The sequence below is a fragment of the Methylotuvimicrobium alcaliphilum 20Z genome (assembly GCF_000968535.2).
Taxonomy (GTDB): Bacteria; Pseudomonadota; Gammaproteobacteria; order Methylococcales; family Methylomonadaceae; genus Methylotuvimicrobium; species Methylotuvimicrobium alcaliphilum.
In genome coordinates, this window is sequence record NC_016112.1 from 4451247 (window position 1) to 4473218 (window position 21972).

General features: G+C 49.2%; 12 protein-coding genes. 6 read left to right on the plus strand and 6 right to left on the minus strand.

Annotated elements, in window-relative coordinates; translation table 11 throughout:
* The first annotated feature begins 3 nt into the window (after positions 1–3).
* From MEALZ_RS18950 to MEALZ_RS18970, 4 genes are all read left to right on the plus strand, one after another.
* On the plus strand, positions 4–1683 hold the full coding sequence (locus MEALZ_RS18950) for a carbon starvation CstA family protein (protein ID WP_014150267.1): 1680 nt from the start codon (positions 4–6) through the stop codon (positions 1681–1683).
* Complete coding sequence (locus MEALZ_RS18955) at positions 1680–1952, plus strand: cory-CC-star protein (protein ID WP_014150268.1); 273 nt, start codon at positions 1680–1682, stop codon at positions 1950–1952. The genes MEALZ_RS18950 and MEALZ_RS18955 overlap by 4 nt, the downstream gene beginning before the upstream one ends.
* A gap of 4 nt (positions 1953–1956) precedes the next feature.
* Positions 1957–2964, plus strand: a complete 1008-nt coding sequence (locus tag MEALZ_RS18960) for an ArsA family ATPase (protein ID WP_014150269.1) — start codon at positions 1957–1959, stop codon at positions 2962–2964.
* 584 nt (positions 2965–3548) lie between these two features.
* Complete coding sequence (locus tag MEALZ_RS18970) at positions 3549–5486, plus strand: TIGR03768 family metallophosphoesterase (protein WP_014150270.1); 1938 nt, start codon at positions 3549–3551, stop codon at positions 5484–5486.
* Between the two features lie 220 nt (positions 5487–5706).
* Here MEALZ_RS18970 and MEALZ_RS18975 read toward each other — a convergent pair whose 3' ends face one another.
* From MEALZ_RS18975 to MEALZ_RS19000, 5 genes are all read right to left on the minus strand, one after another.
* Entirely contained in the window at positions 5707–6558 is an 852-nt protein-coding gene (locus tag MEALZ_RS18975) for a DNA ligase (RefSeq protein ID WP_014150271.1), read from the minus strand.
* A gap of 113 nt (positions 6559–6671) precedes the next feature.
* Complete coding sequence (locus MEALZ_RS18980; RefSeq protein ID WP_046061261.1) at positions 6672–10199, minus strand: translocation/assembly module TamB domain-containing protein; 3528 nt, start codon at positions 10197–10199, stop codon at positions 6672–6674.
* Between the two features lie 618 nt (positions 10200–10817).
* Entirely contained in the window at positions 10818–12527 is a 1710-nt protein-coding gene (locus tag MEALZ_RS18990; protein WP_014150273.1) for a GGDEF domain-containing protein, read from the minus strand.
* 1199 nt (positions 12528–13726) lie between these two features.
* The gene (locus MEALZ_RS18995) at positions 13727–14467 is read right to left on the minus strand and encodes a class I SAM-dependent methyltransferase (RefSeq protein ID WP_014150274.1); all 741 of its coding nucleotides are present in this window, start codon (positions 14465–14467) and stop codon (positions 13727–13729) included.
* 167 nt (positions 14468–14634) lie between these two features.
* Complete coding sequence (locus tag MEALZ_RS19000; protein WP_014150275.1) at positions 14635–15447, minus strand: hypothetical protein; 813 nt, start codon at positions 15445–15447, stop codon at positions 14635–14637.
* A 159-nt stretch (positions 15448–15606) separates the two neighbouring features.
* On the opposite strand from MEALZ_RS19000, the gene MEALZ_RS19005 reads away from it, so the two are divergent.
* Positions 15607–16053, plus strand: coding sequence for a sigma D regulator (locus tag MEALZ_RS19005; RefSeq protein ID WP_046061704.1), 447 nt, complete (start codon positions 15607–15609; stop codon positions 16051–16053).
* 72 nt (positions 16054–16125) lie between these two features.
* Here MEALZ_RS19005 and MEALZ_RS19010 read toward each other — a convergent pair whose 3' ends face one another.
* Complete coding sequence (locus MEALZ_RS19010; protein ID WP_014150277.1) at positions 16126–18777, minus strand: UPF0182 family protein; 2652 nt, start codon at positions 18775–18777, stop codon at positions 16126–16128.
* Between the two features lie 520 nt (positions 18778–19297).
* On the opposite strand from MEALZ_RS19010, the gene MEALZ_RS19015 reads away from it, so the two are divergent.
* Complete coding sequence (locus tag MEALZ_RS19015; RefSeq protein WP_014150278.1) at positions 19298–21574, plus strand: multiheme c-type cytochrome; 2277 nt, start codon at positions 19298–19300, stop codon at positions 21572–21574.
* Positions 21575–21972: the final 398 nt, after the last annotated feature.

The window sequence follows — 21972 nt, forward strand, 5'->3', positions numbered from 1 at the left end:
TGAATGAATGCAATTTATTTGATGTTAATAGGCTTGGCTGCCATGGCGCTGGGTTATTTTGTCTACGCAAAATTTATTTGCGAAAAAATCTTTAAAGTCGATCCCATGTTTCTGACCCCGGCCCATGAATTGAACGACGGTATCGATTACGTGCCGACCAACAAATATGTACTTTGGGGGCATCATTTTACCTCGGTGGCCGGCGCCGCGCCGATCATCGGTCCCGCTATCGCCGTAATTTGGGGCTGGGTACCGGCTTTCGTTTGGGTTGTTTTAGGCACCATCTTCTTTGCCGGCGTGCATGACGCCGGCGGCATCTGGGCCAGTAACCGCAATCAAGCCAAATCGATCGGCTCATTGACCGGCGACATTATCGGTAAACGCGCCCGCAGTTGTTTCATGATCGTGATTTTTTTGTTGCTGCTGATGGTGAATGCGGTGTTCGCAGTCGTCATTGCCAGCCAATTGATTAGCTTTCCCAGCGCGACGATACCGGTCTGGGGAGCTATCGTTGTGGCGCTGATCATCGGCCAACTGATTTATCGCCGCTCCATCGGCTTGATGAGCGTAACACTGTTAGGCGTCATTGCACTGTATGCGATGATTTATGTCGGTGCCGAATTGCCGGTTTCATTGCCCGAGCAAGTGGCCGGTTTAAACGCCAACCAAAGCTGGATCATTATCCTGTTCGCTTATGCGGCGATCGCTTCGTTATTGCCGGTATGGGTGTTGCTGCAACCGAGAGATTACATCAACGGCATTCAACTGTTCATCGGACTGATTTTGTTTTACGGTGCAGTATTGGCTGCAGGCCCCGAGATTGTCGCTCCAGCTTTCAACACCGATTTGCCGGAAGGCACGCCGTCGATCATTCCGATTTTATTCGTGACCATTGCCTGCGGCGCCATTTCCGGCTTTCATGGCTTGGTGTCGAGCGGCACGACGTCCAAGCAGTTGGATAAAGAACCAGATTTGCGTTTCGTCGGTTATTTCGGCGCGGTCGGCGAGGGCTCATTGGCATTGTCGGCCATCATTGCGACGACTGCGGGATTCGCCACCTTAGGCGACTGGCAGACGGTCTATCACAGTTTCGGGCAAGGCGGCGTCGGCGCGTTCATACAAGGCGGCGGGAATATCCTGCAGCAAGGTCTTGGGCTCGATAACGTCTTGGCGGAAACGCTTCTAACCGTGATGGTTGTATTGTTTGCCGGCACCACGATGGATACCAGCTTGCGTTTGCAGCGCTATATCTTTCAAGAATGGGGCGTGATTTACCGGATCGGCTGGCTGCAAAAACCGCTTCAAGCGACACTATTGGCGGTCGGTTCGTGTTTGCTGCTGGCCTTCGGCGTCGGCGGCGACGGTAGCGGGGGGCTCTTGATATGGCCATTGTTCGGCACAACCAATCAATTGCTGGCCGGATTCACGCTCTTGGTGATTACGGTGATGTTGGTAAAACGAGGCCGGCCGATGTGGTATACCTTGGCGCCGCTGCTGTTTCTGCTGATCATGACCACGCTAGGCTTGTTGATTCAGTTGAAAAGCTTTTACGACCAACAAGACTGGTTCCTGTTGTCGCTCGATATCGTAGTCTTGATTGCCGCCATCCTCATTTCGCTAGAATCGAGCTGGGTACTCGCCAAACAAATCAAAGCCAATAAAGCGGAGGCCGTTAACCCATGAAATTGAGCGATCTAAAAACCCTGTTCAAGCAGGCCGATTATTACGCCGAAGAGTTCTATAACGCCCCCTATCGGGCGGCTATCGCACGCGCCCGCCGTGAGCAGGACGATCTTTTCATGTTGCTGGTGTTTAGCGAAATGATGGGCGTGCCCAATCCTGTCAGTTATTACACACTGGAATTGCAGCCCATCCTGCTCGAACGTTTTCACGACTGGCATCGGCGCATGGGCATGGAGCACTCGCCGCTGGACCATATCAAATGCTGTTGACGCAATGAGTCACCTAACCGATAAGCGTATTCTGTTAGTCGGCGGCAAGGGCGGTGTGGGAAAAACCACGGTGTCCTCGGCGCTGGCCTTACTCGCCGCCCGGCGCGGAAAAAAAGTGCTGCTGGTTTCGACCGACCCGGCGCATAGCCTGGCCGATGCATTCGGCTGCCGAATCGGCGACAACATAACCCGACTGACGGCCAACATAGACGGACTGGAACTGGACCCCGACCGCGAAGTGGAACAGCACCTAGAGCGAGTGAGCGTCCAGTTGAAGCAGTTTACCCGACCGGAAATGTACGGTGCGATCGAAAAACAAATGCGCTTGACCCGTCAATCGCCGGGCGCGCAAGAAGCCGCGATGCTAGAGCGGATTGCCAACACGCTGAAACTGGGTCTCAAGGACTACGATCTGACGATTTTCGACACGGCGCCTACCGGCCATACCTTGCGTTTATTAAGTCTGCCCGAGGCCATCGCGGCCTGGACTCAGGGCTTGCTGAACGCCAATCGACGTTCGGAAAAATTGGCTGAAGTTCTCGAGCACTTAACGCCTAAAGCTGGGCGCGACATCGATAACCCGCTGTCCGACCCAAAAGAACATGCGACGGCAGGCATGGACGAACGTACCAAAGCCATCGCCGAAACGCTGTTGACCCGGCAGCGCTTGTTGCTGCGAACCCGCGAACTATTTCAAGACAAAGAGCAAACGGCCTTGCTGTTTGTCTTGACGCCCGAAAAATTGCCGATTCTCGAAACCGCCCGCACCGTAAAAACCTTGCAGCAAGAACGGCTGCCTCTAGCCGGCTTGGTCGTCAACCGTATATTGCCGGAAGAGGCCGGCGGCGATTTTTTAGCACAGCGCCGCCGGCAAGAAAAAATACACCTGCAGCAAATAGACCAAGACTTTACCGAACTACCGAGATATCCGATTCCGCTACAGGCAACCGACATACAAGGGATCGACGGGCTGAATGGGATGGCGGATTTGTTAAAGAATGCGGGGTTGTGACGGTATTTTCCAAATGGCTTATCGAGCGATAATCGGATGAAGGGTTCTTGCTCTGGGCCGATTTTCCAGCCCGCCCCGAACGTTTCGATTTGCTTGGGCCACGGTCGAAACGTTGAGGACGGGATTACAAATCCCGTCCTGCCAAGGTAGAGCAGGCGCCGCTTTGCCGTTGACCGGCAGATGCGTCGAAAACTGTTCCACCTCGCTAGTGCTTAGGTCACATGCAGCAATTCCCAGTTTGAGCAGTTTCGCCGATTTTAGGGTGTGGGGTATGCCTGTCGAGGAACGCCGTAAACCCATCCATGGGGGCTTGGCGGCAGCTCCCTGCTGCCGACATCCTCGCCAAGCATACCCCACACCCTTTTTGATCTCCAAATTGGGAATTGCTAGGTCACATGGATGGCGCTTGCCAACATGCAAAATAACGCGTTTAATCCACTTGGTTTAGGCCTGTTCGGTACGAATACTATAGAGCTTCAAACGAATCTTGGCTCGTACTTGATTCCATAATGTAGGTGAATTTTCCGAAGCCGGCACTGACGGTATTTTGCATTTAAGCCTGGTGCACATAAAAGGAGAAACCAATGATAAACGACGATCTTAAAAGTAGGGAAAACTCAATGCCGGGCAGCGGCATATCGCGCCGTGACTTTATAAAAGTTACCGCTGGCAGCGTCACATGCTTTTCTTTGAGTTCATGGATGCTTGGATGCGTCACCCATGACAGCGGGTTTGCCCAGATCACGAGTTACCCGATTGATTCCGATGTTTATACTACCCTCGATAGAACCATCAAGCCCGAGCCAACATCAGGGGCTATTTTGCCTGAATATCTCAACCGGATTTCAGAATACGATCAAAATGGATATGGTGTCTGGAGTTATGGCGAAGCGCTAGTTTGCGAACAACGCTTCGATATCATGGGAGTCTATAACCCTCCGGAAAGCAATCATCCTACAACACTGTTAAGATTTTTCAGTATCAGCGACATCCATATCACGGATAAAGAATCGCCTTCCCAGTTGATCTATATGCAGCAACTGAATCAATGTGGTTTTGAGGCAGGTGTTACGTCAGTTTATTCGCCTGTCATGATGTACACACCCCATGTGCTAGACGCGGCGATCCAGACGGTAAACGCCCTGCACCAAAATCAGCCCATCGACTTCGGCATCTCATTGGGGGATGCCTGCAACAGCACGCAGTACAACGAGTTGAGATGGTATATTGATGTCATTGACGGCAAGGTTATCAAACCCAGTTCCGGTGCTCATGAGGGCGCCGATGACATCGACTATCAGAAACCTTTCAAAGCCGCAGGGCTCGACCCGTCGATTCCCTGGTATCAAGCCATCGGCAATCACGATCATTTCTGGCTTGGCTCCATCCCGCCGGACGGTAAATACGGGGATGACCCGAGCTTGCGGGAATCTTGCACCAGCGACGAAGTCATTGCCATGTCAAATGCGCTTTGCCGCGCTAACGACATATATAGCTATAAAACCCCTGAAGAGACACTGTACTATATGGGCGTCATTGATGGTGCTACCCCGAACGGGGAGATCGTAAAGTATGGTCAAGTTGAAAACTTCAGCGCGCCCCCCAAAGTCGTCGCCGACTCAGACCGCTATTCACTGACCAAGATGCAGTGGGTTAAAGAGTTTTTTAACACCTCGACCGAACCGGTTGGTCATGGCTTTAGTCTAGTTCCCACAGGACAGGAAGCCGGCTTTGCCTGTTACAGCTTCGTGCCAAAAGTAAATATACCCATCAAGGTGATTGTTCTGGATAACACCCAGAGGGAGGACGACCAATCCACCAGCATCCATGGGCATGGTTTTCTTGACGAAGCCCGCTGGCAATGGCTTAAAGCGGAGCTTGCGGAGGGTGATGATCAGGATCAACTCATGATCATTGCGGCTCACATACCCATTGGCGTTCAAAAAGCAGGTACCTATATGGAATGGTTTGATAATTCCGCCAACCCCGATGAGCCGCAAAATGCGGTAGACCTGCCCGAATTGCTTGAAGAACTTCACAGCCATCCCAATCTGCTGATGTGGATTGCCGGTCATCGTCATGTGAATGCCGTTAAGGCATTTGAATCACCTGATCCGGTCGATGCTCCTGAAAAAGGTTTCTGGCAGGTGGAAACCTCATCGCTGCATGATTTCCCGCAGCAATTGCGTATGTTTGATATCAAGCTCAATAGCGACTATACGATTTCCATCGTCACGACCAACGTTGATCCGGCAGCCAAAGAAGGAACGCCTGCATGGACCTCCCGCAAGTATGTTGTCGCAGCGCAGCAGATTGTCAACACTGAGTCGATATATCAAGCGGATAACAGGTCTAACTACCTTGTCGATCCAGCCACCCAAAACGAAGCTCGCGTGGATGGCAAGGTCGTTATGGATCCGAGCATTCGGCCGATGCCGACTGGATCGTATAATGCCGAACTACTCAAACAACTAAGTCCGGCAATGATGGCGAAGATGCAGGTGCTGTTCCCCACAATATAAGCAGATCAGAGTCACCGATATCCCTCAGAGCGGAAGGTTGGCCTTACATTTGACATTCAGACCTCCTTTTTCTAATTTGAAATTCAATATTTTTTTGATTCTTGGATTACATGGATGTGAAGCTACGCATTGCCATCCCTGGCGGAATGACCCGTTTTTCCCTTAAGTTGGCGCCTATGGGAGCGAGCCCTAGGCACGAAAGTGAGCAGGCTGACAGAACTCAAGGTTCATCGCGTATTCTGATGAATACGGCAAAACGGGGAATGCCCTTATCGGTGTAGCCTTGATGACGAAAGCTAATAAGACTGCCCAGAGGCGGCGGGGCTTCTCTTTCCCGCTGGCTGAACCCGGTGCCGATGTAAAATTCCTTCCCGTTTTCGGTTCGGACTTTAAGAGAGCCCATCTTGCCGGCAAATTGTCCTTTGCCGGGTCGATAACCGATCACGACCGCTTCCGCATCGTCGTAAGGTTTTAATTTAAGCAACCGATTGCTGCGGCCATGCTGGTAAAGACTGTCTTGATGATGCAGCATGAGGCCTTCGCCGCCTTCGGCCACGACTTGATCCAGTTTCTGTTTTAATTCGTCGGGGGATACGACTCGGAATTGCTTGATGAAATTCAGATACGGCGTATGCCGTTGCTGTGCCATTTGACGCATTGCGGCGACCCGTTCTGAAAAGGGTTTCGGGTTGTCAGGCAGGTCGAAGACCATCAATTTTATTTTCTCCCAGCCGGAATGAGGAGCCTTGCGACTGACGATTGAAACGGTCTGCTGATATTGACCTCTTGCCAACCATAGTTCGCCATCCAGCGTTACATCGGGAAAGTCTTCGATGAACCAGTTTGGCGCATGAAGCAGGTGGCCGTTTTTAGAAATCAGTTGTTTTCCGTCCCAGCGCGCCCGGACCCCATCAAGCTTTTCGCTGACCCAATATTCCGTGACATCGATCGACGGATCGAAAACTTTGGCCTGCATGATGTCCGGTTTTTCAATGGCCGCGGCGCTTGCAACAAACAGAAATATCGGGATAAGCAGCAGGCGGACTAAGTTGAATCGATTAGCTTTGTTCATGCTGTTTGCTCCGTTGGTGGACCGAAATGCTATAGGGTAAGATCCATAATCAAGAATTCTTATGAATAATCACTCCAATCGCAGGCCTTATTTTTCTTGATTCGAAACCCCATCTACTCATTTAATTGCAAGAGCGGCGCGACATGGCGGCTCATGAAGGGGCCTAATGGGATACCGCGGATTTCTTCGATATCGATCAATGCACCGCCGATGCCGCCGAGATCGACTTTCATCGAGGCCAGCCCTTGCGCCATCTCCATTCTGACAAAATTTGGATAACCGAAGGCCAAGGGTAGACGCAGCTTATTGAGCGCCGGATCTTCGCGAAAAGGGTCTAGCAGGTCCAGTAATTCGACCAAGTGTTGCCGGCTCAGACGCAAAATTTGCAGTCGCCCGTCGATTTCAAGTTTGGCCGGTAAAAACACGAAGGCCATGTTGCCGTCGATTCTTTCCCGGCTCTCACCGATTCTTAAACCGGTGGCATTGCCGCGAAACTTGAATCGTTCGGCGCCGGGAAAATAATCGACGATTAGTTGCCCCGAAATCGTGCCGGCGCCCTTTTTGAGTTTGAGCTTATTGAGTGAAAATACGTTATTCTGAATGTGCAGGCTTCCGATGATCGGCGCCGCTTCCAGATTTTTCCAGCGTATCCGGCCGATTTTGAAGAAACTTTGGTTGCTAAGAAACGGTTGGACATCTTGATAACGAATACGAGCGAAGTGGTTGCGCTCGGAATCGTGAACGAGCGAAAAGCCGTTTTCGGCGTCCCATTCGATAGTTTCGGACAGTTGCACGCGGCCGTTTAGTCCGTCGACGTGGAGCTCCTGATCGGGTAGTGCCGCGTTGACATCGTTCAAGTTCAAGGTGGCTTTGATATTGAACAATGTGCCGTCGCTGGAGTTGATCGTAATCGGTGCGCTTAAGGCGCCTCGACCTTGAAACAATTCCGGGGCGGTATCGAGTTCCGCCAAAGATTGCGTTATTTCTCCGTTCAGGTTTAGTTCCCGCCATGATGATTGCTGTATTCCGCCGCTATCGACGACGCCGACTCGGTTCAGCGTTTTGTTTAAACTAAGCCGGGTACCGCCGCCCCGGTTATTCAGGGTCAGGTCGTCCAACACGAAAGATTCCAGGCGACTGGAGTGCGCCCGGCCGCTTAGGCTCAAGTCGCGGATCGGGTATAGCGGAAAATAACTTTGCTCGGCGTTCTTTAGGCTGCCGTCTATGCGAATTTCGATATCGCCGCCGGCCAATCGCGAATCGCCCGTGATGTCCAATTGATGAGTCATTTCGGTTAACTCGATCACTTCGTTCCGTTCGTTGATCGATAGAGACGGTGCGGCTATATTGACGCCGGCTTGAATCTTACGGCCGCGTTGCCGGCCGTTTAACGCTAATTTGAGCACCGGCGCTCGAATCGATAATTCGTTATCGCGGTAGGCAATATTATTGAGATTGAGGTCGATTTGCTGGCTGGCTAGTAATTTATCTGCAAAGCCGGATGTCAAAACCGGCATTCCGGTGTCGGTATCGGCTTCGAGCAAACCTGCGATTGTTCCTCGCTGCGTGAGCTTTGCCGAGAAAGTTTGCCAATCGACCGCATGCGCCTCCGGTAGCCATTTTGCCAGCATGGCCGGTTGTTTCAGTTCTAAACTGCCGTTGTGTCTAAGGATGGCGGAGCTTGATTCGAATTCGGCGGTCGCTGCGGCGGACAGTTGCGAGCCTATAGCCATTGTCATGCGCGCCGTCGATTTTGCGGGGGCGAATTCAGCACTTAGACTGGATACGGGGTCTTGTTCGAGCAGGACGTCATTCAGCCGGGTCTGCTGCGAAGTTAAATTCAAATCGAGGCTATGCCGGTTTTCGCCGCCATGATGCTTGGCATGCAGTTGCACGACGGGAAACTCGGCCGTTAATTCGGAATCGTGAACTGCAATATTTTTTACCGTCGCCGAGAGTTCATGGTCCAGCGAGATCGCCTGGGGCTGGTCGATATTTCGATAGCGGCCTTGAAGCTGTGCCTCAGCGGTCGTTTTTTCGAGGTTTACGTTAGCCAGTTGCTCCATATTCACCGGTAGCTTCCGAACTAAAGCGCCAAGTGCGTCGGTTTGAGCGTTGATAGCAGTATTCAGGTTCGCATCTTCTAGCGTGGCGTTGGCATCGAGCGTTAATTCGTCCACAGTGCCAGTTAGGGTTAATTCGGCATGAGAGGGCAAGGATTGCGCTTCGTTCGGTTCGAAATTAGCCAGCGTCCATTGTAAATTCGTTTGTTCAATTGGTGTTTGCTCAGAGTTGAACTTAAGCGCCGAGACATTCAATACGCCCCCTGCAGAAAAAGGTCGGTCCAGGCGCATCGGGAAATTCTCGGCATTAACGGTTAGTAACGCGCGCTGCAATTCCAGTTCGCTTGCGGCCGCATCCAGGTAAGAGACTTTGCCGATCGGAATGCTAAGTTGAAAATCCGCTCGTTCGGGCCAGTCGATAGCGCCGTTCAGTTGCAACGATAGATTCTTTAAGTCGAGTTTTTGTCCATTTTGATCAGACTTGATCGATTCGGCTTCACCGTCGACGCTGAGTTTTATGGCTTGATCGTTGCCGGCAATGCTTTCGATGCGGTAATTCAGACGCATCGATTCGACATCGATGTCCGGAATTAATGCAGGCCAGGCCGCCAGCAATGGATCGACGTGTATACTGCCTGAGCCGGTTTGCAACAGCGGTAGCGGCGCATTATCCGGCCAGTTCGCGATCAGTTCGGCCTGCGCCGCCGTATCCAGCAGTTGCAGCTTGGTCAAGTTCAGTTTGGTGTCGTGCGCCTCGTTATCGAAAAGGGCTTGGGCATCGATATCGATAATGCTGCCGCCAATCGCCAAGCCGCTATCGAAAGTTTGCCGGAGCAAATTGCTTTGCACGCTTAATCGAACATTGCGACTGGCGTCGATAGTCAGATTCGATGCGAAGCCCAGGTCCATGCTGCGGGTTTCTTGCGTCTCGGTTTGGTAATCGCTTAATTGCAAGCCTTCTGAGCGTTCGGCCGAGTCTATCTGTATGCGCGCCGAAACATCGCCAGGAATCAAGTAGGCGGTCGCATTGATATCGATGCCGTCGAGCCGTTGCCGGCCGACCAAGTCGCCGCGAGAGTCTAGCTCGGTTTGCGAGAGACTTAAACTGTTGAATCGAGCATGCTCGACCAACACCGCCATGGGCAGATCGGCCAACTGCAAGGCATGGGATAGTGGTTGTTCAGGGTCGTCCGGTGCATCGTCACGAAATAAATCCAGAGTCGATAAGCCTTCTTCTTGTAAGACCGTATGAATTGCAAGTTCATCTATTTTAAACTCGCGCAACGTAAATTTACGGCTGAGTAGCGATCGGTAAGACCAGTGCGCGCTGAGGTGGCCGAGGTCTAGCAATAAAGGTGTATGGCGACGATGAATTTCAGGCGCGCTGATTTTTAAACTGTCGATTTGTAGGCGGCCGCTTAGCGGTGCCAAATCCATATTTCGATAGTCGATCGCGATGCCGTGCGGCAAGGCCAATTGCCGGTTTAGCCAGGTTTTAAAACTTGGATGATCGAGATTGGCAAGTAATAGCGTTATGCCAAGCGCTAATAGAGCCAACAAACTTGCTGGCAATGCCAACCAAAGAAGCCGTGAACGGAAAAGAGTCATAGCAGGCAGATTAAGCAATATAAGCCATGGGATCAAGTACTTAAAAACTTGTATGCCCCGGTAATAAATTATACCTTTCGCACTTCAAATTTCGGCAGTACCGGAGGAGGCCTCTGGGTGCTCGATAAAGGCTTTGTGTCGCTATCGCGACGCTTATGTGTAGTCGGTTCGCGGACCGACAACCGCGATACTGCTACGAAACCCAATCCCTGGGTTTCGCCCTTCGGGCCAGCTAAAGCTGTTCAAAATCGCTCCAGGCGATTTTGTCTTTGCTTGTCCAAAGAAAAGTATCCAAAAGAAAAGACACCCGGAGGCCGCTGCATCCTGCGCGCTGACGATTTTGCCGAGGGTTTTCGGAAGGGCTATCCCTAGCCCTCCGAAAACAAGCGGCATCCCTGCCGCTCCCCTAGCGGGCTATTCTCGGCAAAATCGCCAGTGCTCGGCGCGGCCTAACGGGGCCCAGGGAGGGGTACCATAAGTTAAGCCGAATTGACTAAGCGTTCTAAGTAACAGGATAACATATTGATATATTGATTATTTTAATGCGTTTTCCCTGCTATGCCTTCGATAACTTGCATCTATTTGAGCCTATATATAACAACATCGGTTTCGCCCGTTATGCTTGGCTTCATACAGCGCACGATCCGCTTTTGTGATCAGCTTCTCGAGAGATTGCGTTTCCGGGCTCAGACACGAAATACCCAAACTCGCAGTAATTGTTTGTTCGATACCGGGAAGACTCAATTCGGCGATGGCCTCACGCAATCGCTCTGCAAATTTAAGAGCGCTGTGCGAATCCGCCTCTTCCAACAACAAAACAAATTCCTCGCCGCCGAAACGCGCGGCAAAATCGCTGTCTCGACAACTTTTCCGTAAACAATCGGCAACCATGACCAACACTTGGTCGCCCACCGTGTGCCCATAAGTATCGTTGAAGCGTTTAAAGTGATCGATATCCAACACGATGACCGACAAGTTACGTTTGTAACGCAGGGCCGCGCGAAATATTGGTTCGCCTTTTTGATAAAAAGCGCGCCGGTTCATGATATTGGTCAACGGGTCTCTCGTCGCTAATAATTCGAGCTCCCGAGTGCGATCTTTGACTTTTTGTTCCAGCGTTGCGTTGAGCCGCTTTAGCTCGGTTTGCGTTTGTACGAAATGATGTAACGAAATGGCGATCAACGCCAATGAGAAGCTCAACAAGCCCCAGGCCAGCGGTATTCGCCGCCAAGGTAGAATGCTGTGCGCCACAGCCATATCGAGCAACAGCAATAGACCGAAAAAAGCAAATGTGACGATGATGACTTTTTGTTCATTGTTGGCATGACGAAATCTCGAGAAAGCCACTGCAAACAATAACGACAGACTGATCGCAAATAAACCGTCAAAAACGAAATACATTCTGGAAATTGCACTATAACCGACTAATGGCAATATATTGGCGCCTACTACATAGACTAAATGAAATCGCCATAGCGCCCCGATCAATCTTTGATACTTGATACCGGCACACCATTCGCCGAACAATAAAGCCATAGCGACCGGCAATAAAAAATAGCCGGTCGCGGCCAAATGATCCCAAAACAATGGCGCGTTGAACAACCACAATCTGACTTGACTCTGCCCGAAGACCATCAAGGCGGAAGCCAAGGCGAACAATGCCAAATAATAAAAACTTCTCCGCTCGGCTTGCAGTAATGCGAAAACAAATGCCAAACCGGCAATCAGCAAGGAAAAGCCGCTGACGACAATCTGTTCCACTGAATGTTCGAGAATCAATTTGATCAAATCGAGTCGTTCCATCAACTTGACCTCGCCCCACAGGCCGATGTCGCTATAGTCGGAAAACACCCGAAAATAAAGAAACTTGCCGGCAAAATCGGCAGGCAGTTGGATCATGTGCCAAGGCCAACCTTCGAAACGTCCTTGGCCGTTATGATCGAAATTGCCGTACTGATAGATTTTTCGCCCATCCAGATAGGCTTGAACAATCAAGTCTACACTGTAGATATAAATGACCGGGTCTTGCCAATTGCCGTTCGGTAAAACGGTACGGAACCAAATATTGGTTTGTCCGTCGCGTCCCGGAGGATTGGAAGGAAAGTCGATTGGGTGCCATGCTCCATAGGCGTTGTCTTGCAGAGCCCATTCCGGCCGCCCTTGGGCATCGAAAGATGAATCGCCCCAGCGGTATTGCCAACCGCTATGCAATTGCAGGGTTGATTCATACGCTTGGAGGCTAACCGTAAAAAATGACAGACAAAGCAACAACCCGCCTTTCAGCCGGTGTTCCGTCACAAAATTTATTACGTAAACGACTAATCGTGTAAGCAACGGTATCAATCGACCTGATAAATTAAATTGACGGGGAAGCTATCGATTGCGATAGGCTGATAGCAAATATCAGAGACATACCTTATTGCACTGCGCATTTCGACAAAGTCTCAAGGAATTGCTGGCGCGCTTTGCATTGTTGACACGGCCGAAGTATATACATCGCGCGGTCACATGTTCGGTTTTCTAACGCGCTCTTTAGTTCGGTAACTGCGTTGTGAAAACAGTTACATAGCTTGCTATGCGCCTGTTTTCGCGCCTTGCTACCGAACAAAATAGCATTGCCATAAAAGCCGAAAACAGGCGAAGTATAGCACCGTAACGTTAGGGAAAATGGGCATACCTCACAAGCCCAGCAATTCCCAGTTTGAGCATTTTCGCCGATCTTAGGGTGTGGGGTATGCCTGTCGAGGAACGCCGTAAACCCATCCATGGGGAGCTTGGCGGCAGCTCGAACGCCACGGATGGCGTGTATTAGGGCAATGCAGGGCAGAAAAATGCTCCTGCATTTTCTGCATTCATTACATCCATGTAACTCAGCAATTGCCGAGGAGCAAAAATCTGCCCTGCTGCCGACATCCTCGCCAAACACACCCCACACCCTTTTTGATCCCCAAATTGGGAATTGCTGTCACAAGCCGGTACAAACGATTTATACCCATCGCAGATCAAAATTCGGCACCAGGGTGTCCGTCAAAGGACGCCGTGAATACATCCCTGTAGGCTCTATGCCAGCTCCATGCTGGCAAAGCCTTTGCCGCACACCCTGGCGCCTCCTCAGGCACTGCCCAAATTTGAAGTGCGAAAGGTATATTGAATTTTAAATTATGGCTGCATGTTAACCGAATAGCTAGGGTCGGAAAAATTATGACGAATAATTTACTCGACCAGTGCACGAACTTCGAACATTATTTGGCTTACATACCGGAGTTTTTGTAATGATTTAAAGCGCGTTCAAGACTAAGAAAGTATTCAATTTACCCGTCGTAGATCAAAATTCGGCGCCGGGGTGTCCGCCAAAGGACGCCGTGAATACGTCCATGTAGGCTCTATGCCAGCTCCATGCTGGCAAAGCCTTTGCCGCACACCCCGGCGCCTCCTCGGGCACTGCCGAAATTTAACTGGTAAAGGGTGTATTTGACTGGTTGCTTCCTGCTTACCCGTTAGGTCAAGGGCTCACAAGATGCAAAGAACCACGGAAATCGTTGGCGTTTAAGTATCGATGGCTGCCGTTCTTCAACAATATCAAAGCCACCGTGCAGCAGCAGCTCTCGAAGGCAACCGGGCGAATAGAACCAGGTTCCATAACCACCCCGAATACTTGTCATGCCGCCCTGAGTTTTATCTTGGCGCCGCACAATAAATTTAGCCCAATTGCCGGGAATAGGCAGCACCTGAGATGTCTGCATAAGTAAGCGTTCCTTAGTCAGGCCTCCAATTTGACGCAATACAAACGCCGGGTCTGCAATGTGATAAAGCCCACCAAGACAAAGTACGACATCGAACGGCTCATCGAAATAATTTTCGATTTGATAGACATCGCCATGTATGAACTCGATTTTGCAATCAGATTTCAGTGTACTCGCTATAAACTGAGCGCATTTGATCCGTTCTTCCGAGAACTCCACACCCACCACTTCTTTAGCGCCTGCAAGAGCAGCCATAATAGAAAACCCTCCATTGGCTGAAAACAAATCTAAGACTCTTTTGCCTTTAACCGATTCAGTCACCCAATCGCTAACCATGGCCTGCTTCATTTCGTTATTTTCGGCGAGCTTTCGATTTGGGTGGATAGGAGACTCCGCGTTTCGATATATAAATTGCGTAAACCATGATGTAGATGGAATCGCGGCCATAGCGGCTTTCTCACTTTCAGTTAACTCGATATCTAGTCGTACAGCCATAATGCAGTCCCCATTTTTTCTAAAATCGACAATTATACCCATAGCAGTGCAAAATTCAGCATTGAATGCACATCAAGGGTCCAGCAACCCCTCGAGCACTGCCGAAATTAGAAGCGCGAAAGATAAAGCGCTCGGACCGTACTTATTGTCGACCTTGTTTGCCCGATTTATAACTCGAACTTTATCTTATCAAGTCGGCTTTCCAAGGCTGCCAACAACTCTTTTCCGGATTTGACCGTTCCAAAATCGGCCGGCTCTAGGCTTTTGCCGGTTAATACCGAAAATCGTGATAACAAATTTTTCAGGCGATTTTGTTCGCTTACGGTAAATCGATATTGCCGAATCCAGTGCTCGAAGTTAGGCGCTTCGAGGGAGTCAATAAGCTTGGCGCGTTCTTCGAGCTTATCGAGCAGGAGATCCAGAAGACCGATGTTGTTTCCTATCAATTGCTCAACGACTTTCGGATCGAGATTGCGTCCCGGCTCCAACCGGTTGTCCGAAACGACTTTTAAGCACTGGATCAATTCGCCAGTCGAAAACCGCGCCGCCGTCTCAAAGAATGCCGACGCTTCCATGTCGCATAAGTGTTCGTGATTGTAGTCGAACTGAGGTTTAGAACTCGTCAACAGCGATGTTGCAGGACATGGCAAGCCGTAGATAGGCATCGGATAGTAATTTCTACCGGTATCGGCATCGCTGATTTTATTGATTGTCCAAGCGCTACCGATATCATGCGTCCTGTGGCCTGCAACTCCAACATTGATAAATAGCGCATTTTCAAGGCAGGCACTAACGGCTTGCGTGTAGGCCAAACCTGCCGCCATTGCACTTTTTCCCGGTCCCGTAACGGTTAAATAAATCGCTTCATTTCGATACATTGCAAAAGCGCGCACCGCTGTGTCTTTTTTCAAACCGAAGTGTGCAACCAGCGGTTTCGCCTCGCATGGCAACGCAACCGCAAGAAAAATATTCGCCGCCAAAAGAATCAATCTCTCTTTAGATTTGTTGCAGAAACACAACGATAAAATTGATAATCTTGAACCATTTCACGAGAAAGTTTCATAATAATTAATAGATTGTTGCATTATATTAAATTTTGGATTAGATTTGCATTACAACAACAAAATGAGGATCGACTGATGAGCGCTGTTATGCAAACCTTTCCTGAAAGACGCCGGGGTACCGCAGCTTTAATCGATGAATTAAGAAAAGAACGGCATGAGGTGTGGGCAATGTATTGCCGTATTGCCGAGCTAAAGCCTTTTTCTGCCGGTAAAAAAGTTCAAACTCGGCTGTCTGAATTTTCGCAATTACTAGTCGATTATGTGTCGCTTTGGCACTTCGGAATTTATGAGCGATTATTGTCCGGTAACGAAAAACGCCAAGCGTTGTTATCTTTTGCGAACGAACTCTATCCCGAGCTATCGAGAACCACCGATGCAGCTATCGTTTTCAACGATAAGTACGAACACGCCAAAAACCATTTAACGCCCAGCGCTCTCGAGCAAGATCTGTCCGTTCTAGGCGAGCATTTGGCCATCCGCATGACCCTGGAAGACAAGCTTTGCAACATGTTGCTAAATTAAATCATAAAAAATGTATGCCCTATAAAATTTAAGCCGCTGTCGGCCAATTCGACAGCGGCTTTTTTTATCCTCTTATCTCGGCCGACCATTCTCCGGATCGAAAGTGGTCCCAGTGTCGTCCTCTTGTATTTTAATAAAGCGCTCTCTCAATCGTGAAAATGCATTCCATAGCGTGGTGTCCATGACGACTTCATTACCGATCGATACGATCACCCTGGCCAATTCCGGTATTCGAGTTTTAGTCGCTATAAGATAGAGCGGCTGGACATAAAGAATCGAGTGTTCCATCGGCAAAATAATCATTCGCCCCATTTCCACCCGGGAACCGCGCTGGTCCCAGAGCGAAAGCTGGGCCGAAATATCCGGGTCTTGCTCCATCAAGGCCTCGATCTGTGCCGGTCCGTTGACTTGGACTTCCTTCGCAAATTGGTAAACCGTGATACTTTTTTTGAAGGCATCGCCGCATTTTTCTCTATCCATTACACTGGCAACGCCGACCATGCTCAAGTTCTGATTGTTGATCGGCGTCATCGGATTGATCATGACGAATTCTTCCTTGCCGCCGCAATGCCCTAAGTCTACCGTTTGGTAATAAGGCTTGACCTCTTTGCCTCTCACTTCTGCAAAATTCCAAGTCTCGGCCTGTTGATAAAACAATGCCGGGTCACGCTGATGATATTTGGCATAGACTTTCATCTGCAAATAGAACAGATCGCGCGGAAAACGCAATTGTCGCTTTAATTCGGTCGGCATTTCGTCGATATCGCGGAATACCCCGGGATAAGCACGATCGTAAGCTTGAATGATCACATCCGACGGATCGGAAACATAAAAACGAGTGAAACCGCTGTAAGCATCGACGGTGATCTTGACCGAATTGCGGATATAGTTGAATTCCTTGCTGCCGTCTAAAAAATCATCCTCGGCCGATTTCGATACCGGATACCAATTCGACAAGGTATAGGCGTCTTGCACCCAATAGAAGCGGTTTTTCGTGACGACTAAATAAGGATCCTTGTCTAAATGTAGAAAAGGCGCCAGATGACTGATCCGTTCGACGACATTACGACGAATCAACAGCCGGCTCTCTCGAGATATATTGGTCGAGAAAAATATTTTTTCGTCTTTGAAAAAAAATGAAAACAATGCCTTTCTGAACAGCGAAGGGATGGGTATTCCGCCGCTGCCAGTATAAACCGCATCGATCACGGGATCCGGCCGAGTTCCCGAAAGCGCAACCACGTCGAGATTATTCGGTGTGATTGCGTATTTATAATCCTCCATTCCGTAATAAATATCGGGGTGTTTGACTTCTAATCCGACTGTGGAACTTAAATCCAAGTCCCGCAAAAACCAACGGATCGGATTACCCGCATCTTGCGCCGCAGGCGTCACCACCGCGCCGTAACCATGCGTAAAACGCAAATGCGTGTTTTCCCAGTTTTGTGCCTCTTCGGGGAGCTTGGAGATATTCATTTCCCGAGCGGCAAGATTGACCTGACGTTTGAAACCGTCGATCAAATAACGGCCTTCGTCGACATCGAGAAAATGATAATACGGCCGGATACTTTGAATCTGGTTGTAAACATCGCTCAAAAATTCACGATCCCAAACCGGAATATTTTCGAAACGTCTTCGGGTACTCCAGGCTTCGATATCTTTGGTCGGATCAAGCGTCACCGTAAAATCGACGATATCGATATTTTTTAAATCATAAGCATCGAGCGTCGCGACAATATTATGATCGATAAAAGGGCGCTGCGTCCTAACCGGATTAGGCTTGACGATAAATTTATCGATCAATTGCGGTATAAACTTGACTTCTTGCAAGCCCAACGCACTGACAAAGACTCCCAATGAAATCAAAAACGGGACTTTGGTCCGCGTCGTTTCGGAGAAATAATAAAACAGCAATGAAATCGCAGCAGCCAGAAACCCCAGAATCGAGAGCCAAATCAACGGTAGTTGATAGCGTATTTCGACGAAGCCGGGCCCTGAAAACACCGGCTCGTGTCGGTCGACATAAAGCAGCGAAAACCGGTACAGCATGAAACCCCAAACGACGAAGAGCACGACAAAACCGAACAACACCGCCAGATGAATTTTAGCGGCCTTCGGAAACTCTTTTGATTGACTTGGGATAAACGTATGCTGTACCCAATATTGAAAGGCGACCATTATAAAAATAATGATCGCTGTAGCCAGTAGCTCTTCTTGGATGAGTAAATAAATCGGGTAAGACAGTAAATAAAAACCGATATCTTGTCCGTAAACGGGCTCAACGATTCCGGATGATCCGCCGAAGAAATACAACAGCCCCGTTTCCCATTGATGATAAAAGGGAATTGCAATCGCAATGGCTAAAATCAATGCGACCGGCGTAGAAAATTTGAGCGACAAGCTCATGAATAAGTCGGCTAGGCGCTCGAAGCGCTTGCGCTTGGCCGAGTCCAGCAATACATCCTGATTGGGATTGAACCCCAGATAACGGGCCGCCAACCAAAAATGCAAAAAGAAAATCGAAAAGAAAACCGCTGTGACCGCGCCCGAAAGAAAAAAGCGGTAAAGCAATCTCAGCCAAAAATAGCCTTCAAACCTTAATGCTTGAAACCACCAATAATCGACGATCAGATCGAGAAATACGAAATAGAATGCGACATAAACGACAAGCAATATGCCGAGGGTTGCCGCAATAATCTTGGTTAAATGTCTCGGAATCCGCATAGCTTCCTCATTAAATCTATGGATTTACGCATTGTACTTGTCGAAATGCCCGTATTCTAACATTCATCACCGAATTTGCCTCGTTATCGCGTCAAGGCTATAGGTATCTATACATCATTTGTATACCCATCTCACTACAAATTTCGGCAATTGTGTATAAAGAAGCCGAGGGTGTTAGGTGAGGAATCATAAATCATGGATGATTTCCTAGCATCTGAATTATCCAAGTAATCAATCATAACCAATAGGCTATGGATTTTTTTGTGCTAGCCCTTTGAGGGGCGTTACGGCGCCGAAAGCGGGTTAGCAATAGGTATAGTGGACATAAATTCAATGAGTGAAAGGTTTTGAATTACGGCATATGACGCACTAGATGCGTGAAAGCACGCATGTTGAGTTATCCCAATGACTGACGCGGGAGTCATTACCTACAAGAAATCATTGTATTATCAAACAAATAGTAATTTGGCATATTAATTGACACATATTTATTCCGGTTATTTTATTTTTAAGGTAAACAATGAAAAGTCGTAAACTTATTTTTATAGGCCTTTGTTGGCTGTTTATGTTGTTGTATGGTTTTGGAGCCGTGGCGCAGTCCAAAGGTGGCGGTGGAGGCGGTAAAGACAGTACACCGGATGCGTTTGAGTTTGTCGATCAAACCGGTGTTGCGTTAAATACCGCGATTACTTCCGACCCGATCACGATTACCGGCATCGATACCGGCTCCTCTATCGGCATCAGCGGTGGCAGCTATTCGCGCAACGGCGGCAGTTTCACCAGCAAGAAAGGAACTGCATACAATGGCGACAATATTCGCGTTCGGCTGACTTCGGCTAATACCTACGATACGACTAAAAGTACTACGCTCACAGTAGGCGGTGTGTCGGGAACATTCACGGTAATAACCTTGAGCGACACCTTGAATACCACGCCGGATGCTTTCGGCTTCACCGCACAAAGCGATGTCGAGCCGGGCAGTACCGTCACTTCCAATGCAATTACCGTTACTGGCATCAACGCCCCGACACCGATTAGCATTAGCGGCGGTTTGTATTCAGTCAACAACGGTACCTTCGTAGCAACGGCGGGTGAAGCCCATGTTAACGACAGCGTTCGTGTGCGGTTGTTGGCGTCCACTGAGCACGACGTTACGACCAGCGCGACACTAACGATCGGCGGCGTATCGGCCAGTTTCAATGTCACGACTAAACTCAACAGCAACGGCGCGTTTTTATTGCCGCCCGCTTCGCCAGGTAATCCCTCTTTTGAATCTGAACATTTTTCCGGTTCCAACAACTGCACGATGTGCCATAACAACCTGACTGATGAAAATGGTCGGGATGCTTCGATTGAAACGGATTGGTCTTCGACGATGATGGCGAATTCGGCTCGAGATCCTCTGTGGAAAGCCAAAGTGCGTTCCGAATTGAACCGCAACCCTCACTTGGCTGATGTCATCAACGACAAATGCACGCGCTGCCATGCGCCGATGGCGAATTTCGAAGCGCGAAAAAAAGGCGAACCGCTGGAGATTCTCGATAACGGTTTTCTGAATGCCGACCATCCACGTCACAACGAAGCGTTGAATGGCGTAAGCTGTACGGTCTGTCATCAAATCAAAAATTCACCGGATTTAGGTACCTTATCGAAATTCAGTGGCCAATATGATATTGACGGCAGCAAGACGATCTATGGTCCCTACGATGATCTATTCCCAAATCCAATGATCATGAATACCGGATATACACCGGTGTATAGCGAACACGTCAAATCCTCGAAGCTGTGTGGGACTTGCCACAATTTAAAAACACCTTTTGTCGACGAGTCGGGAACTATTCTCAGCACGACACCGGAAAGTGAGTTCCCGGAACAAATGCCGTATAGCGAATGGGAGCACAGCGATTTTGCCAGCACTACGCCAAGAAGCTGTCAGCAATGTCACATGTCACGCGTCAATGGCGTGCCTATTTCCAATCGTCCGATGTGGTTGCAAAAACGAGACGATTTCGCCTTGCACGAGTTTGTCGGTGCCAATAAGTTAATGTTGGATATTTTCAACAATAACAAAGAGCAATTGGGTATTTTGTCGAATAATTTCGAGGAAACCCTCCAAAAAACCCAAGATCAGTTAAATAAATCAGCGACGATTGAAACGGTTACGCAATCTTTAGCGAATAATACGCTGGATTTCACGCTGAAAATCAATGCTCAAACCGGTCATAAACTACCGAGTGCGTATCCCTCGCGTCGTGTCGTACTACATGTGACGGTCAAAGATGCACAGGGCAAAGTAGTGTTCGAATCGGGCAAAATCAATCCTAACGGCAGCATCGAAGGCGTGGATGCCGATATGGATCGCACGACCTTTGAGCCGCATTACGATTTGATTACCAGCCCGGATCAAGTTCAGGTTTACGAGGCGATCATGGGCGACAGCACAGGCCAAGTGACCTATACCTTGCTGCGTGGCGCACAGTATCTGAAAGACAACCGCTTACTACCTAAAGGCTTCAACAAAGCGACCGCGCCGAATGACATCAAAGTCGTGGGCGATGCGTTGACCGATGCCAACTTTGTCGGCGGCAGCGATCAAATCCGCTATCAAATCGGCGGCTTAAGCGGAAGCAGTTACAGCGTGGAAGCCGAGCTAGTGCATCAACCATTGGCCTATTCCTTCGCGCAAGATCTGTTCGTCGAACCCGATGCGGAAGTGCAGGATTTCAAGACGATGTTCAATGCATCGACTCAGAAAACCAGCCGTATCGTGCTACATACTTTTAACGTCTCTCCATAAGGGAATTTTCCTGAGCACAAGGATGTGCATTTTTTAGAATTGTTAACTCACAGGAATCAAACAATAACCTGATTAGCAAGTTTCTTCAGCTAAAGCCCAAAGATCAGCATATCCCTAGCAGGACGGGGTTCGCAAGCCATGCGCGTCAAGCTAAAAACGGCCAACTCACATCACGCTCTTTCCCAAGCTCCAGAGACTGTGAAAGTATTGGCGAATATATCAAAAAATAATTTATTCACCATGAAGACAATGAATAAAAACCCTATAAAATCAACGATCTAACCATTCATGTCACTTCATGCTCTTCGTGGTTATTTGATAATATTGAATGCTTTCACAGTCTCTCCAGCTTGGGTAACAGCAACATCCATCACCGAATTTACCTCGTTATCGCGTCA

Bases quoted from the DNA above. Each gene is read 5' to 3' on its own strand.
- MEALZ_RS19015 (WP_014150278.1), top strand. From the start codon at position 19,298: ATGAAAAGTCGTAAACTTATTTTTATAGGCCTTTGTTGGCTGTTTATG.
- MEALZ_RS19005 (WP_046061704.1), top strand. From the start codon at position 15,607: ATGAGCGCTGTTATGCAAACCTTTCCTGAAAGACGCCGGGGTACCGCA.
- MEALZ_RS18970 (WP_014150270.1), top strand. From the start codon at position 3,549: ATGATAAACGACGATCTTAAAAGTAGGGAAAACTCAATGCCGGGCAGC.
- MEALZ_RS18955 (WP_014150268.1), top strand. From the start codon at position 1,680: ATGAAATTGAGCGATCTAAAAACCCTGTTCAAGCAGGCCGATTATTAC.
- MEALZ_RS18960 (WP_014150269.1), top strand. From the start codon at position 1,957: ATGAGTCACCTAACCGATAAGCGTATTCTGTTAGTCGGCGGCAAGGGC.
- MEALZ_RS19010 (WP_014150277.1), bottom strand. From the start codon at position 18,777: ATGCGGATTCCGAGACATTTAACCAAGATTATTGCGGCAACCCTCGGC.
- MEALZ_RS18950 (WP_014150267.1), top strand. From the start codon at position 4: ATGAATGCAATTTATTTGATGTTAATAGGCTTGGCTGCCATGGCGCTG.
- MEALZ_RS18995 (WP_014150274.1), bottom strand. From the start codon at position 14,467: ATGGCTGTACGACTAGATATCGAGTTAACTGAAAGTGAGAAAGCCGCT.
- MEALZ_RS18975 (WP_014150271.1), bottom strand. From the start codon at position 6,558: ATGAACAAAGCTAATCGATTCAACTTAGTCCGCCTGCTGCTTATCCCG.